15 protein-coding genes are annotated in these 16,253 nt (G+C 42.6%); all 15 read right to left on the bottom strand.

Annotated features, from left to right (window positions below; translation table 11 throughout):
* Window positions 1-41 precede the first annotated feature (41 nt).
* The 15 genes from ACJHXB_RS21540 to ACJHXB_RS21470 all read right to left on the bottom strand — a co-directional run bounded on the left by ACJHXB_RS21540 (window position 42) and on the right by ACJHXB_RS21470 (window position 16,235).
* The gene (locus ACJHXB_RS21540) at window positions 42-1,151 is read right to left on the bottom strand and encodes a type II secretion system F family protein (RefSeq protein WP_000974903.1); all 1,110 of its coding nucleotides are present in this window, start codon (window positions 1,149-1,151) and stop codon (window positions 42-44) included.
* Window positions 1,142-2,680 (bottom strand): GspE/PulE family protein, encoded by a 1,539-nt coding sequence (locus ACJHXB_RS21535; RefSeq protein WP_000466225.1) that lies wholly within the window; start codon window positions 2,678-2,680, stop codon window positions 1,142-1,144. Before ACJHXB_RS21535 ends, ACJHXB_RS21540 begins: the two co-directional genes overlap by 10 nt.
* A 24-nt stretch (window positions 2,681-2,704) precedes the next feature.
* Window positions 2,705-3,199 (bottom strand): type IV pilus biogenesis protein PilP, encoded by a 495-nt coding sequence (pilP, locus tag ACJHXB_RS21530; RefSeq protein ID WP_000912553.1) that lies wholly within the window; start codon window positions 3,197-3,199, stop codon window positions 2,705-2,707.
* Window positions 3,183-4,493 carry a type 4b pilus protein PilO2 gene (pilO2, locus tag ACJHXB_RS21525; protein ID WP_001454111.1) on the bottom strand — a complete coding sequence of 437 codons (1,311 nt, stop codon included), beginning with the start codon at window positions 4,491-4,493 and terminating at the stop codon, window positions 3,183-3,185. The genes pilP and pilO2 overlap by 17 nt, the downstream gene beginning before the upstream one ends.
* A gap of 50 nt (window positions 4,494-4,543) precedes the next feature.
* Complete coding sequence (locus ACJHXB_RS21520; protein WP_001035592.1) at window positions 4,544-6,187, bottom strand: PilN family type IVB pilus formation outer membrane protein; 1,644 nt, start codon at window positions 6,185-6,187, stop codon at window positions 4,544-4,546.
* Window positions 6,180-6,716, bottom strand: a complete 537-nt coding sequence (locus tag ACJHXB_RS21515; RefSeq protein WP_001220543.1) for a sigma 54-interacting transcriptional regulator — start codon at window positions 6,714-6,716, stop codon at window positions 6,180-6,182. The genes ACJHXB_RS21520 and ACJHXB_RS21515 overlap by 8 nt, the downstream gene beginning before the upstream one ends.
* 46 nt (window positions 6,717-6,762) lie before the next feature.
* Window positions 6,763-8,721: a type IV secretory system conjugative DNA transfer family protein gene (locus tag ACJHXB_RS21510; RefSeq protein WP_015059539.1), complete on the bottom strand. Its 1,959-nt coding sequence runs from the start codon at window positions 8,719-8,721 to the stop codon at window positions 6,763-6,765.
* A 15-nt stretch (window positions 8,722-8,736) separates the two neighbouring features.
* On the bottom strand, window positions 8,737-9,792 hold the full coding sequence (virB11, locus tag ACJHXB_RS21505; RefSeq protein WP_001059977.1) for a P-type DNA transfer ATPase VirB11: 1,056 nt from the start codon (window positions 9,790-9,792) through the stop codon (window positions 8,737-8,739).
* 18 nt (window positions 9,793-9,810) lie between these two features.
* On the bottom strand, window positions 9,811-10,950 hold the full coding sequence (locus tag ACJHXB_RS21500; RefSeq protein ID WP_000790640.1) for a TrbI/VirB10 family protein: 1,140 nt from the start codon (window positions 10,948-10,950) through the stop codon (window positions 9,811-9,813).
* The gene (locus ACJHXB_RS21495) at window positions 10,940-11,641 is read right to left on the bottom strand and encodes a TrbG/VirB9 family P-type conjugative transfer protein (protein ID WP_000274524.1); all 702 of its coding nucleotides are present in this window, start codon (window positions 11,639-11,641) and stop codon (window positions 10,940-10,942) included. Before ACJHXB_RS21495 ends, ACJHXB_RS21500 begins: the two co-directional genes overlap by 11 nt.
* Window positions 11,642-11,706: 65 nt before the next feature.
* Window positions 11,707-12,441 carry a virB8 family protein gene (locus ACJHXB_RS21490; protein ID WP_000432282.1) on the bottom strand — a complete coding sequence of 245 codons (735 nt, stop codon included), beginning with the start codon at window positions 12,439-12,441 and terminating at the stop codon, window positions 11,707-11,709.
* A gap of 165 nt (window positions 12,442-12,606) precedes the next feature.
* A complete protein-coding gene (locus ACJHXB_RS21485; RefSeq protein WP_063078682.1) occupies window positions 12,607-14,964 on the bottom strand; it encodes a VirB4 family type IV secretion system protein in 2,358 nt (785 codons plus the stop codon).
* A 5-nt stretch (window positions 14,965-14,969) separates the two neighbouring features.
* On the bottom strand, window positions 14,970-15,290 hold the full coding sequence (locus ACJHXB_RS21480; RefSeq protein ID WP_000362080.1) for a VirB3 family type IV secretion system protein: 321 nt from the start codon (window positions 15,288-15,290) through the stop codon (window positions 14,970-14,972).
* Window positions 15,291-15,360: 70 nt separating this feature from the next.
* Entirely contained in the window at window positions 15,361-15,651 is a 291-nt protein-coding gene (locus ACJHXB_RS21475; protein ID WP_000865479.1) for a conjugal transfer protein, read from the bottom strand.
* Entirely contained in the window at window positions 15,651-16,235 is a 585-nt protein-coding gene (locus tag ACJHXB_RS21470) for a lytic transglycosylase domain-containing protein (RefSeq protein ID WP_001177113.1), read from the bottom strand. The genes ACJHXB_RS21475 and ACJHXB_RS21470 overlap by 1 nt, the downstream gene beginning before the upstream one ends.
* Between the last annotated feature and the right edge of the window lie 18 nt (window positions 16,236-16,253).

Genomic DNA, 16,253 nt, shown 5'->3' with positions numbered 1-16,253 from the left:
AAATAATTCCTTATTTATTGAGAGGTTAAAAATATTAGGGATTAGTGTTGCAGGACGTTACTGACATCGTAGAGAGCAGTAATCATCATTACAATAAATGCGAAAACAATTAATGCGGATACTACAGTTATCCAGACTCCTGTTGATTTGACTTTTCCTTTTGCTTCCTCCAGCCATTTATCAGCATAGTTAGACATCATCAATGCATTGTCAGCATTTTCAGAATGAAGTAATAGTTTGTTAATGCATAATTTCGATGGGAAGTCATAACCGCAACTTTTCATTGCCATTGCAAGTGACTGTCCAAGTAAAACATATCTCCTGATTTCTTTTATTCGTTCGAGTAGCCATCTGTTTTGAGTGCTGTTTTTCTCCAGCCTTTCCAGTGCTTTTGCAACGGGAATATCAATACTTAACATGGAGGCCATGTTGAAGAGAAAACTTACACCATTAAATGTTTTATAAAGTGACCAGGGGGGAATGTAATCAAGATACTGACGGCCCGGTCCTGTATAACGCGCAAGCGAATATCTGATCAGGAAAAACAGTACGATGCAGAAGCAGAGAATATACGTTCCGTTTTCTATCAGGAAACCAGACGTATCTGTCAGTAATCGCATAGAACTTGTCCAGCGTTCTTTCGGTGCGAGAGAAAGGAAAACAGGTGTTATGGTATCGTGGACCATATACATGTTTGCCAGACAACCAAAAACCAGTACGGATGGATAAATCATCGACATAACAAGAGTCATTGTCATTTCAGAACGACTTCTGACAATTTTTATGGCCTGAACTAACCCTCCCGCAAGGTCGCCGCGAATTTCACCGCTGGATATTAATTGATATTCATCCTCCTTTATATATTTTTTTAATGCTGAAGATATTGCCCCTGTGTTATTCAGTGCATTAAGGCACTCACAACAAATATAGTAGGTTGCAGAAGACCCCGTTTTCTTCCCGTAGTCTGTTTCTACATCAATCAGGTGTGTAAGAGCACGCTTTACATTTATGCCATCATTTAACATTCCAGATAAATCTTCATATAAACTTATTCTGGAATACCTGAATGTGTATTTTGCCAGCCAGTGGGATATTCCAGAGAAATCAATTTCTATCGAATTGAGTTTCTCAAATATATCTTTTATCGCCATGTCCCCTCCGGGAGCATTGAGTATTTATCTTCGTCAATGGGGGATATGAAGTGTGCGGACAGCGGATCTACCAGGCCATGATTAATCAGGTGTAATAAGTGCTGATTACGGGTAATTCCTCCAAGTTCATAGTGCCAGTATGATTTTGCTTCCAGACGCCCGGACTGACGATATAACTGAAAAAAACGTGCGTCGGGTGAGACGACTTCTGCTATAACCGTTCTTCCCGTTACGCCTTTATAACAGTGCTCGCAACCGTCAAGATTGCGCAACCGGACCTGTTCCGGCAGGCAATTTTCCTCAATGAGTTTCCGTTCTTCTGTACTCAGTTTGTCTGCCATTTCAGCATAAGTGCGCTTACAGTAAGGACAGAGTTTTTGTACCAGCCGTTGACTCAGCAGACCGATAAACAGAAGAGGATCTGCAATTAGCCTGGCCTGAATATTCTCCATTTCAAGGCGCTCAATAATATTCAGGGCATCGTTGGCGTGTAAGGTCGTCAACAGAAGGTGGCCTGTCATCGAGGCTTTGATTGCTGCTAATGCCGATGCGTGATCACGAATTTCGCCGTTCAGTATCGCGTCTGGATCAAGTCGCATAGCGGATTTAATCGCGTCAACCCAGCCATCGACGGAATCCCTGACTGCCGTCTGTATTGCGCCGGGAATGCGGCCCTCCGGCGGTGATTCAATGGTGAAAAGGCGTTTTCGGGGGAGACGCATATTATCGTTATGGTTGAAACCAAACGTGCTCAGATAGGCTTCTGAAGCCGTTCTCAGAGTCGTTGACTTACCGGACCCTGTAGGGCCGGATAAAACGATAATTCCTTCCGGGCGTTGTAACATTCGCCTGATTGTCTGGATTTGTTGTGGCATGTAGCCAAGTTCTTCGAAAGTGGGAATATCCTCGCTGTCATCTTTAATCAGGCGGAAGACCGCGTACACACCACCCACGCACGGATAATGCGAATAGCGCGCCCCAAAAAGATTTACAGGCTTCAGAAAATTCTCTGCGATACGTGCATCCTGCGGTATTGCCGGGTCAAACTGCGTACCTTTGATAACATCGCTCATTCCAGAATAGGCAGCACCCAGCAATTCCAGCCCTTCTTTACGCGGGATGACATCCAGAATTTCCAGTTCCCCATGCACGCGTGCTTCGACATAAGTGAACTCGGAACCGTCCCGACCAGGTGTGATGTGCAAATCGGAACTTCCCAGGTTGTTTGCTTTCGCCAGGTAGCTAATGACCTTTTCCTGGTTGCTGTTTAAGTGTTGTGATGAGTTTGAATCAGACCTTCTTTCGCTGTCCTGGTAGCGGGATGCGATAACATCAAGAGTGGTCCAGGTTATATTTACCTTTCCGGGATATTTAACATTCAGAGTGCCAATATAAGCCTGAACAGCACGCTGTCCTTTACTGTTATCAGCGATATAAACATGAACAGGTTTATCGTCTTTTTCAGATATACTGACGTATACAACATCAGAAATATCTTTTCCGGGATAGTCTGCGTCAGAAAAAAACATTATGTGTCGTCTCTTTCAATAGCATTAAAGAATAAGCTGGCGTTTCTCTGTACCATTCTGAATCCAGACGCCATTACCGGTGATTGATGCCACCTTATAAGAAGTACCAGGAATACTTTGCCCGACCTTGACATCAGTTACTGACCCGTCCAGGAGAGAAATTCGTGCTGACATTTGTTGTGGTGTACCAAATATTTCAATAACACGAAGTGATTTAGCGGCTACACGTTGCGCTGGTATATCGGTATCTGCAAGAGAAGAATACCCGGAAGAGGGCGTTATTGCTGGCGTTGCGGACGCTACACCATTCAAATCAAGATTACGCAATTCACTGACAGCCTTCTGACGCGCCAGCTTTGCTTCGTAAATTACCGTTTCAGCCTGAATCTGCTCTACCTGTAAAATGGTCGGAGATGAATATTTTATTTCGTCTTTTGGCGTGCTTTCAGATTCTGTTGCGTAAGCAAGTGAACTGAAAAAACAGACAGAAATAATCGTTGGTTTAATTATTTTTAACATAGAATGCACCTTTAATCTCATAATTCAGTCTTCCTTCTTCCAGTTTTATTCCTGCATACTGGAAGCGAACGGCAGGTTCATGAAAGTTAGCGAAAAGTATTGAAGGCGGGGTGCTGGTCTGAATCATTAATTCATACTCGTTCCACGGGAGAATTATTGGACGGCCTTCTTCATCTGTTTTTGTGTTTTCAATTTCCTGCCAGGTGAGTTTTAACCTCATTTTTTGTGCAAATGTTGTCAGGCGTTCCTGAATATCTGTTGCCTGTGGCAATGTGTCCGGGGTAATTGGATCAGGTGAAACGTCAAAACTGACAGGAAGAGAAAATCCCCCGGCGCTGCCTTCTGGCAATACAAAAGTTGCTGTGGTTGTCCCCTGGAATATTTCTCGTATCCGTGTGCTGAAGTCCTCGACCGTAACGCCGCTCAGTTCCTTATATGATGTGCGTAACAGCCCGTCATTACCGGATGTGCTGCATTCAGCAAGGTCAAAACGCCATCCGGCGATCGATAAGGGCAGTGCATCCCATTTATCAATGCATTTATCAATAAATGGTTTTATTTCAGGTAAATGTTGCCACGGTGGGGCAATCTGTATTGCCTGTTTGTCTGCCATTTCTTTTGCCAGACGAAGACGTGCAGCTTCTGCCGCAGCTTCTTTTTCCCGGTATTCCTGGTACATGGTGATCCCGTTCCAGAGCAGTATGGCCAGAATGGCACTTCCGCCATAAATCATGAACTGACGTTTTCGGGATACGCGAGTAAACGCCGCCTCTTTCGGCGGTTTTTTTACGTCAATCAACGCAGACAGAGTGAGTGAGGGGAGTGCCTGGCTGATATCCCATGATTCAGGCTGGTATAGTTTCCAGCCGGGTTCTGGTGTTTCATTAAACTCAAGAAATGTTGTCAGAGCACTCATGATCTGACTTTTGTTACCTACAACATCGTTGACGAGAACGTTATTGACGCAGGAAACAAAGCCATAAAGATCACCGAGTTCGCAGATAGCGTATCCGTCAGGTTCGATGAGGGGTTTTATCATCAGTGCCAGTGACCAGAATGAGGACGCCCCTGTGGGAAGATCCTCTTTTCTGATAAATGCCACCATCGTTTTGGTTTCATTTTCTGAATCCTGATACTGACAGGAGAGAAAATATTCAGCGTCGTTTTTTCTTGCGAATGTACGCGCATTCTTTTCTTCTGAAGGAAGCGTTTTCCAGTCCAGACCGGAGAAAAAAGCACGCTTGTTTTTAATAACCGAAGTGAAATTCCGGTTATTCTGATTATTCTCAGACAAAGTGACCTCCAAAAAAACTCCCTGTGTTTTTTCAGGGAGTTTTCAGTTAATTAGTTCACATTTTTTATTACTGCACTGGAGCCGGAATTAAGCACATTTGGTGTAATCAAAACGACCAGAATCGTGTCGCCGTCTTCGCTGTTAATGCCACCCCCAAGTCCAAAGAAGGAGGGGGTTATTACACCTTGCTTACTGGTTTTCCGGTTTGATTGCTGGAATCCACTCAGAATAACTGTCTGGCCTGATTTCAGGTCAATAGTCTGATTAATTGTTTTCAAATCCACATTCGGTGTTTGTGCTTTACTGCCGCCACTTTCGAACACCTCAAAAGTAGGTTTGTCAGACAGACTCATTGAGAACAGCAATTGCAGGTTTTGTGAATCCGGCTGAATGTATGGAAGCAGAGTCATATTGAATCCGGTCGTTATTGTTGCCGCATTCAGTGACGTGGATGATCCCACATTGGCGGTGGAATCGGTTGTGACACTTTCAATGAAGCCCTGCTGATTGGCAATTTGCATAGGGACGGGCGTCAGGTTTTTAGTCACAGCGGAGTTTTGCGTTACGACACTGACGCTGCCTTGTGACGACAGGGCTTTCAGAAATGCTTTTGAGCCAGCCAGCTTACCGTCCACGATGGATACACCACTGGTAATAACATTCTCGGCGGCATTACCAAATGAGCCACCAAGACTCAGACCAAGATGACCATCATTAAATACTGCGTTCCAGTCGATTCCCGCCTGTTCCTGGCTTGATTTCTTGATACTCAGGATTTCAACGTTCAGCACAACCTGACGACTCATTTCATTATTGCGCTTGTTCACAATCTCCTGAACGCTGTCCAGTACATCCGGGGTATCTGTTACTGTCAGTGAACCAGTGGACAGATACATGCGCCCTGTGCCTGGTGTCAGCATTGAGGAAACTTCGCTTTTCAGGTCGTTGTACAGCGATGATTTCATTTCCACGGTTGTAGTTTGCGTATTTGATGCGTCGCCAGTCATACCGCCAGAGCTGGTAGAGCCGGTACTGCCGCTGGAAGACATTGTGCCGCTCACAACTTTTGAGTTGTATGCCACATTGCTGTCCATATATGTGATCGGGAATGAGCGCGTTTCCAGATAGAAGAATGTGATACGACCTTTATCGTATTTCCAGGATATTCCCAGCCGTGAGGATACGGTTTGCAGTAGGGCAGGAAGCCCGGAGATATTCAGTTCCGGGAGTGATGTACCGCCAGAAGAGACTTTTACTGGCTGACTGCCTACTGACGCCAGAGGAACCATTCCATTTGCATCCGGTGCTGGAATTGATCCTGTCATTTGTTGTGTTGAGCCAGTGCCTGTACCGTTCAGATAGGTCCAGACATCGGCGCTGATTCGTACCGGGATATGACAGGTTTGTGTGATGCGTTGTGCGATCTGGCGTAGCTCAATATCTGAACGAGTATTAATCACAATCGGGCAGGGCGGCGCTGATTGCTTTACCTGCTTTTCAATAATTGGCGTTGTATTAATCCATTGTTTTGTTGAGTCCTGGATAACCGGGTTATTACGAATTTTTTTCGCGTATTCAGTCGCTTTTTGTGCGTCTTTTTCGGCTGCAAGTTCATTAGTATTGATTTTTTTGAAGTTTGCACAGCCTGATAATAAAAAAGAGGATATTAATAAACAAAGCAATTTTTTATTCATATTTAATTAACTCCGGTACTGGAATGATAACTGTGCATCCTATTTCATCGTGAGAGCGGGTTAACGATATAACTGTGTCGAAAAGGTTTTGTATCTGCACGCCGCCATCTGAAGGAGTCGTGACAACAATAAGACGTTTGCCACGTTTCCTGGCTGTTTTAATAAATCGAACAATAAACTGAACAACTTTTGATTCCCGTAAGTTGTTACCGATGGCTACACTATTAAGAACCAACGTTTTTTCAGGTGCAGATAAAAAGTCAAAATAATCAAAATTTTCATCGCAAAGATAATGGTGTTTTAGAAGGGGAAGGTGTTCATGGCGTTTATAAATATCACAGAAATCAAAATATTTAACGTCAGTGTCATTGATTAGCAATTCTGCTAAAAGTGTTGATTTTCCAGTTCCAGTTTCGCCTATAATCAGAATATGTTTTTCAGAGTTTATCAAAACATCAATGGCTTCTTTCATCATATTCATATTCATATTCATATTCATATTTATCATATTCGAGTGTTTTATTCTCATAATAGAATCCTGTCTTTGCTAATCAATAGTATCTTTATTGCGAGGATTATTCAGATACGTCTGTTTTATCGTGATTATCAAGGTCTGGATTAGTAATCACATTGCCTCCGGCAACCATGACTTTTTTTCCTCCAGCTTTAGGGAGATAAATTTCTGCAATTTTTGCTATTTCATCCATGACTTCTTGTGTAAACAGGTTTGGAATGTCAACATGATTGTTACGGGCGATATCCACGCGGCGTTTAAACTCTGGTTCTTCAAACCAGATTATTTTGTTGGCAATAAATGGTCGGCTAAATTCACTGGTTATAATTTCACGGATTGCAATATTTCTGGCTTTATTCTTCTTATCCCGGAGAGACACAATTTCTTCAGGAAGAAGAACCGGGCGCTCTATTACATCATCATTCCGTGTACGTGAACTTCCTCCCTTACCACCACCACTGGATATTGAGCGTTTGGATATTTTCATATCACGCACCCCAATCTCTTCTGAAATCTTTTTAGCCAGAGCATTTTTTGATTTCGGCGGATAGTAAAGCACAACAGCACTGTTTTCAGTGAATGTGGTCCATCCTTCCTGACCGTACATATCGCTTTTTTGCCCTTGTCCTTCATTCTGAAGAATGAACATAAAGCGAAGGTTATAACCTGCTGTAAAACCAACAGCGCGTTCAATGACCTCCGATTTACCCATTGATGTAAATTCATCCAGGAGAATAAGGCACTGGTATTTCAGGTCCGGGTTATGTTCCGGCAGTTCACGACAGTTTTCATTAACCAGTAATGAGAAGAAAAGGTTTACAATTTTCTCATGAGTGATTAAGGCATCCGGTGTCAGACCAAGATAAATTGACATGGGTTTTTTACGAATATCCCGGATATCAAAATCACTGAAATTCGTCGCTTCAGCAGTAACAGGGTTGCTGAATATATTCAGTGGTGATGAAAAGTTCGTTTTTATACTTCCCCTTGTGCGATCTGGTGCTGACATGAACTCAAAGAAGAATGATTTTGTTTTATCGCTAATCCAGCTACGATTTTCAACTTCCTGTCCCATCCATGCGGCGAGATCTTTTCCATTATCGGGAATCGACGTTTTCAGTATGGCGCTGATGGAAACAAGGACGTCCGGTGCATTATGACCTTTGGCTTTCTGGTCCAGGTGAAAACGCTCCTTGTCCAGCAGGTAAAGCCCTAACCCGACAAAAAGGTTGCGTGCAGAATCAGACCATATAGGATCATCACTTGCCGGGATAAGGATTGCGGCAATTTTTGCCAGGTCCGTTTCACGAAGTAAATCACTGCGACTGACGCAATCCAGAGGATTCCAGCGGTGAGAGCGTATCTGTCCTTTAATTGCCTGGTCGATAGTTTCCGCGTATCCGGCGGGCGCAAAGAGAAAGCATTTTTGCCCTAATTCTTTTTGCCTGAATCCGGCTGATAAAAACCAGTTTTCAAGTTTGATATCCAGTATGACCATACTTCCTGGATAGTTTACGCAGTTGGGGATAACAATCCCCACCCCTTTACCAGAACGTGTCGGGGCATAAAGAATTAAAAATTGTTGTCCGGCGAAATAAATAAATTGTTTTTTGTATCTCCCCTTGAACATTTTACCGATGAGTATTGGTGGATGTTTGTAAGGTGATTTTTTATCCGGGAAAAAACCTGATTTACTCAGGTCCATATCAGTTGCAAGCCGGGCGTCACCGTAGATGACTTTTTTAGGCATAATCCCAATCACGACAATTAACATGAATATGGCAAAGAATATTAATGGAACGCTGAATCCAAACCATGCCATAAAAACGAGTTTTTTATATTGTGGGTTGCCAGAAAATGTTGAGATTACAGAATGGAATGTATCCCACTTGAGCAAAGACATATCAACGGATGAATATCTTAATGCTGTGTATCCACCGAGATAGTTTGAGGCTATAAGCACACCCACAAGAAGCAGTAACAGGAAGAGAATTAACCCCCCCATCTTTTTTGCATTCATAGTTATCTCCACAATTTACATTGTGCTCAAAAAACGATTTTTTTCTTCGGGTTCGTAATACAGTTCAGTCATTCTGGTATGGTTGAAAAAAAGAATGACATCAATTGATGTTTTTATCGTGCGCATGATGAGGTCCATATCAACAGTCATACCAACATCAGATTGTTTTACAATACTTGCCAGTCGTGAAAATGAGGCATAAGTATTATTAGCATGAATGGTACTGATTGAGCCTTCATGCCCTGTATTAAGCGCCTCCAGATAACTCCATGCTTCGTTACCCCTAAGTTCAGCAAGAAAGATGTGATCTGGCTTTAATCGCATACACGCTTCAATGATTTCCTTCGCTTCAACGGTATTTTTTTTGTAGAAAAGCCGGATGTGGTTTGGATGCAGCGGCAGAGACATTTCCGGTACATCTTCAACGGTTATATAACGCCGTTCAGGTGGAAAGATATCTGCAATTGCCTTTGCTATAGTTGTCTTACCGGAGCCAGTCCCACCTACGATTAAAAAATTAAGACGGTCTTTAACTGCCTCTCTTAAAAATTGAGCTTTAGATTGACCATCCGGACGCCGGGATAATTCATACAGGTAGCGTTGCCGTTCAGTCAGTATTGCTTCGTGTTTTGTTGCAATCCTGACATTATCAAAACGCCCTGTTCGGACATAATCATCTATAGTGAAGCGTGTTAATGATGGCTTGCGGATAGATATCACAACGCTGTTATTTTCCGTTGCAGGTGGAATGATGATTTGTCCACGTTCCCCACCGGGAAGAACTACCGATGCAATGGGATTATCATGGCTAAGTGGTATTTTTATCTTTGATAAGTTCGTCAGAGTTTTGGCAAGTGTCATTAAATTATCAAAAGTCGCGTCTGGCGCATCTTTAGATTCCCAGCCATTTTTCCCTTCAAACCATATTGTTCCTGGTTTATTCACAGATATTTCTGTGACATGTTCAATATTAAGAACAGACTGGATACCCGTCATATCCAGATATCGTCTTGCGGTTTTACTGTTATCTCGTGGTTGTGATGTATTACTGGTATCTCTGATGTTATTCATATCAATTGCTTTACTGAATTACTGAAGTTCATATACGGATGAAAAGTCGATATTTCGCGGAACAATAACAGACAATACAGTCCCCTGATTAATATATGCCGTGGGGGGAATATTTATCGTATTGTCCAGCGTTGTTTTTGCCATTTCTTTTGTTGCGTCAGATGTGTTTTCGTAGGTGATATTGCTGTTTGAGCCTGTTTGTTGCGTGCTGTTTTTCAGAATATCTAAACCATCACCAAGTAATGACAGCAGCAATGCACCACCAAAACGCTGACCAAAATGATTATCGACCCATGCAGGAAGGCCGGAAGCGCCCAGACTGTCAGTGCCAAGTGCGCCAATGCGCACATTGACATTTTCATCTTTGAGCGTTGTCCAGTTAACGAACACACGGGCTACTCCCTGTGTCATGACTTTATTCTGCTCCCCGATCAGTAATGCTCCTTTACGGGCAAGAAGCACTTCGCCGTTATCCGACCAGACGTCTCGTGTTAACTGACACATTGTGATACCGGGATAAGAGGTTACGATTTTCGTTTTGAGCACACAGGATAATGCTGTTCCCGCAGATAACAGATATCGGCGGTTCAGCACAGGGGATACCTTTCCGTCTGCGTACTGACTGCCCTGTAAATCATCTCTTTCCTGGTTTTTTTCGCCTGGTTCCTGATTGTCGATCTTCACCATTGTGTCGCCCATCAGTTGTCGGACGGATTTTGGCAATGGTTGTGGTTGGTTTGGATCTCCACTGGCGGTTTGGGGACTGCCGTTGGCTATCACATTGACGGCTGTTTGATCGGCCTTTTGTGATGCTGGCGCTGACGGGGCATTGTCTGCCTGTTTCTGTTCTTGCTCCTCCTGTGCTTTCCTGCGGTTAGCGGCATCGAGTTTTTCCTTTTCTTCGATGTTTTTCATCATTGTTGTCAGTGAAACGCCATTGTTGGTATTTGTGACCAGTGTCTCGTCAGACTTCTCAAGAGGTGTTTGCTGAACGACCTGTTCTCGTGAAAGAACTTTAAACAAGATAATGATCACAAATAACGCGGCAATCAGTAATATGATGAGGATTAATATTTTTTTTGGTGCTGCTTTACCTTTTACTTCGATAATTCCGCGATTTCCCGCGTCATTATTTTTTTCATCATCTTTATTTTTCATAGCTGAACTTCTCTACTCGTGTTTTTCCGTTTGACGTACCTTTTTTATTCCACGGACGATTAACGATTGATGATGTTCTGATATCTGCAACCTGATCACCCAGGCGCAAACGGAGATTTTCAGCCACGTCATAGTAAACCATTGTGTTTTTATTTCTGTCTCCGTTAACCAGATGTTCATTTCCATCGGCATCAACACGATAAAGGACCGGAATTTCCTGTTTATTAGTCCATCTCATGCATGTAAATTCGCCATTATCCCATACCTGATAAGGGAAAATTGATTTGTCCCCCTTGAGTTGATAATGACCATTAATTATTCCACCATCAGTGCATGGAAATGGCTTTTCAGTCATTACGGTAGCTGACGGTGGTTTCGGATAATTAAAACGCAGAATATACGTGGGTTGTTTCGTGGTTGATATCAGGTAAAGAGGATATATATGCTTATTGGTCTGAACGGTAACGTTTGTATCCGGTTCTTCTGCTTTTGGACGCAGAAACAGAGTGTTGTCCCTGACCGATACTGACCAGGCTTCTGGATCACCAATTCCGACATCTTTTATTGTTTCGTCTTGTCCGAACTTAATTGTTGTTTGTGCGCCTGCTTTTACGCGCACATTAAATACATCCTGCTCGTTATAATCTACGGTCTGAATACGCCCGTCTCGTTCCGATGGTGTGCCGTACATAGCTGCTAAAGCACCAGGTACTTGTAGCATCGACAAAAGAACTATCGCAGTAGTGCGTTTAAGCATCATTTTATAACCTCTGGATCAGGTTGGTAGCTCAGAACTTGCAGTCCCAGCGGATTCACAAGGCGCTCTTTTTCTGTTTTGATATCTTTATCCCAGTCAAAAGAAATCGTCGAAATCCACTCTGTTGCTCTGTATCCGGGGGCGGGTTTACCAGATAAATCCAGTACCATTTTTTTGAAACGCACCTGCGCCATATCCTTCCTTAGAAGGATTACTGAATTAATCTGGACCTTAATTTTGTAGTTGTTTTTCAGAATGTTCAGTGGTGAGGAATCAGCACGAATCATGGTGTCATAAGCTGAAAACACCTTTTGGGAAGACATTGTTTTTACTGTATCGGCCTGTTCCTGGATAGTCTGCCAGTCGTATGCTTCATAGTTAATGAGATATTTTGACAGGAAATATTTAGTCTCAACATCCTGATAACTTTCCTTAGCATCAGATAATTGAGGGGCAATATCAGTATATCCAGTGCTGTTATCCACTCGCACAAGGAACGGTACAGCGGTTTTTAATGGAGCAAGGGAGGCTATTGCGAAACCAAGAATGCAAATTACAACAAATTCACCAATGGCGAGAATGGTAAATGTTTTTGCCTTTTTCTTTATGATTTCAATTTCACTACGCTCAAAGTCACGTATGGCCTTGAAATAATCCTTTTTTTCGTTCTTTTCTTCAAATTTCTTTTTGGAGGCTTCTTTTTTTGAATGTTCATAATAGTTTGTGTTTTCCATTAATAATCACCTGCTTTGATCTGTTCAATTGCTGTGTTTAACTCAAACCATCCCCCTTTTTTCTGCACAGGATTGGGGGTGTGAGAACATGCACTAATTAATAGCGCGGAGGCAATTATGAGGGGGATTTTCATATTGTTTTCCGTTCTGTATAAAACAGAGAAATTAACCGTTCAGGCGTTTCAGGAGTTCTGGTATCCAGATATCAGGAGCTACATCTCCTTTTTCAGCAATAATCTCATCAAAAATAGACAGGCCAGTTTCAGAGCCAGAAAGCACGGGGATAAACTCATCGAATCCAAACAAATCCATTTTGGCGAAAACAGAAGAGCCAGATTGCTTGATGAGCATGGTCCTTGACTCCTTCGTCAGTTCTTTGAGTTTTTCAAACTCTTTTTCAGTAAGCCCAATTTCTTTATATCCTTCCCATTTTGCATCGGGATTGGGCAGGAGAATTTTCGTTGCGGTTTGTTGTACCAGCGCCGCAAAAATTGCGCAGTTTATGGCGTCTTCCGGGGACTGTGATGTTAACCACATCATTTCACCTTTCATGCGCCCCGCTTTCAGTGCGCTTTTAATCATGCTTTGTGTCATGGGAAAGTTTGCTGGCATCCAGAACTCTTCAATAATGGAGAGCATCAGATTGCCGCCGCGTTGCATGATTTCTTTGTAGAAAAACAGGACCGCGAGTAAAGGTTCACAGGCAGGATGAATACCGTTTTTTGTGTCCAGGACAACGGTTGTATCAAATCCCACTTTTTTATGATGCAGTGGATTGAAGGTATTCCGGGGGGAATCCACCGCCCAGGCATATTCGCCGTTGTCGCACCATTTGGCGAGACGCGTCTGAAGTTCAGGACTGACTATATCGAGAAGAAGGGCTGTCCGGCGTTCTTCGACAGGCATTCGCATAATGCTTTCCACGGCAGCGTTTAATTCAATGCCATGTTCATCAGAACAGGGGTTGCCCTGGTTGTCTCGTGCCAGAACCTGTGTCCAGCGTTTCAGAAATGCGAGAAGTCTGTGCCAGACGGGAGATTCCGGGCCTTCTGCCAGTTGCCACGGATTGCAGCCGGTATAGATACCTTCCTGCAATGTGAAATAGCTCCCTCCGTATGCGCGGACAAAAAGTTCGGTAGAACGGTTGTAATCCACAACAAACATTAAAGGGTCAAAGCGTTGAAGAAAGCCGCTGGCTGTTGCTTCAAATGTTGTTTTCCCTGTGCCTGTTGCGCCAAGAAACATTGCGTGTCCGGCAATTTTTTGCCCGGTAACATTTTTTTCCGGTGGGCTGTAATGTGTATTGAACCAGTAAACGCTGCCTGAATCCGTTTTTAAAGGCATTATGGCGGAGCCATCACCAATAGGATTGCCTGATTTTTTCCCGGAGGAATAATTGTGAAAAGACATCAGACAGGCCAGGTTGGTAATTGTTCTTCGGGTATCCAGTGGACGCCTCTTATTCAGCGGCATATGACTGAAAAAAACAAAAGGTGATGCGAGTGAGGCGCGACTGAAGCGGAATCCCTTACCCGAAGTAATAAACTCAGCAGAGAGCTTTATACCATTGCTTCTGGCCTGATCTGGTGTATCACCGAATACCGTTAATGCGCAGTGTAGTGAACCAAACAACGTAATTCCGGCTGCGACCGCTTCTTTACCAGCTTCGAGTTCTTCCTGCTGTATTTTGGCTGCATCATTAGCTGATTGTAGTTTGTTTAACTGTGAATCGATATTCTTCAGGGTTTTTGTTGGTGACTCAAAAATAAAGGATTGAGTAAGAATAAATTCATAGGGTTGTTTGAGAAGGAAATCCCATTGTCCGGGGGTTGTTTCTATCGGGAAATCCTTCAAAATATAATTCGTTGCGAATTTTTTACTATCCGATTCGTTGTTACGCAGTTCAAGAACATCAGCACCAAAATACCATTCAGAATCACAAATACTGGATGATAAGGGGGTGGATGATAAAGGAATCATGTTATGTTCTGCATTTAGCAATAGTGATAGATAGTCTGCCACCTCACTAATATAAGTATTGTATACGGATAATAAAGAAGCGTTAAATGGTAGAAGTGCTTTTTGCGCCTGTTGTGTCATTTCATTCATGCGCTCGATTCCGGTATCAACATCATCGTAGGGAATCCCAAATGTCAGATACCATGTTGATTTATAGAATGCGCTGGATGTGAACAGAGCAAGGTATTTTTTTGAAAACCTGCTTAAAAAATCATTGTCATAATTCCATTCTCCATTGATGGTTGCTCTTTTCTTGATAAGATGAGTCCATAAATACAGGTCGCCTTCCTTTCCTAACCCAATCAGGAAGTTTTTAACGCTGTTAAATAAATTTGTAAGAACATTATCGTTCTCCGTCTCAAATGGAATGCCTGCTACAACAAGTGAAGCCAGCATTTTTCTGTCAGAAGTAAAGATAATACTGTCTGTTACATGGAAGCGATAATCGGGATATTCACGAGCAACATCCATATTGTCACTGTTTTTTAATTTGATTTTGTGCATATATGTTACCTGACAGATGAATAACCAATAATTAAATCTCTGTGGCGGATTTTTAACAAAAGCCCCATAAGGTTTAAACGGATGACTCTTAGTGCGTTTGAGTCATTTTCACAGGCCAGTTTTACTATAAAAAGAAACAGCGCACATATGACAGGAATAATTATCCCTTTTATACCCCAAAGGAAAATAGCGGGGAAGCCTGTCAGAACAGCGAAAAAAGCCGTGAACAATAACAACATTAAGGGTATACCAGCAATTAACGCAGGACGGTTAAACCCGTTATAAGTCATGAATGACTCACTGACATGTTCATTTACTTTGTCCATAACTCACCATGAAAAAAGCCGCAATTCACACATAAGGTAAATATGCGGCACAGTTGTATATATGGATTACTTATTTGAAGAGTTCCAGCGCCCAGTTCCCGGCGTAAAGTGCACCGCCAGCGAGGGAACAATAGACAAGCGCCATTCCTACATCAGACCAGCTTTTCTTCTCCATGAATGCCATGATGACGTTATAGATCAGGTAACACAAAGCACAAACACCACCAAAGCTAAATGCCCATGTCTTAAGTTCTGTCATGGTATTTGTTGCGGTGTCGAGTCCACCTGCATAGGCAACGGAGGCGGTTAGTGACAGGAAAAACGCCAGGATAAAATACTGCAAAGTTGATTTGACTTTCATTAATTAAAATCTCCAAAAACATCCCAGTCCGGTGATGTTTTCTCTTCATCATTCGGGGGTTTTATTTCTGATTCATCAGTTTTTTCACGGATTGATGGCACGATATAGTTATTCGCGTTACGAATAACCCGTTCCAGATAAGAAGTGTTGTTGAATTTCTTTTCTTTAATAAATCCTGTTGATTCGTTACCCGAATAATACAAAGATAAAGCGCGGAGAATTTTTTGATTACTACTACCCTCCTTTTGTCTCAGATAATTGTCCGTCAGGACTGCCGCTCCTGCTTTTATATTTGTACACGGGTCAAAAACTGTTTTATTAGTCAGATTGAGTGATGGGAAATTTTTGCTGTATATCTGTGTCAGACCTGCACTAAATCTTTTATTTTCTGCTGTTAATTTTTCTGCATATTCAATAGCTCCTTTTTCATCTTTAAAATACTTACTTGTTCCGTCAGAAACATTCGCTATTACATATGGATTAGCCCCTGATTCAGTCATAATCAGGGCATTCATCGTATCGGGTGATACATCAGGGGCACACTGACTTATCAGTGCTGCCAGAACAGCCGCTGATAACTGCATAAGGGATTTATCTCCTGA

The sequence above is a fragment of the Escherichia sp. WS3227_2 genome, from assembly GCF_046486495.1.
Taxonomy (GTDB): Bacteria; Pseudomonadota; Gammaproteobacteria; order Enterobacterales; family Enterobacteriaceae; genus Escherichia; species Escherichia coli.
This window is presented reverse-complemented; position numbering and strand designations above follow the sequence as displayed.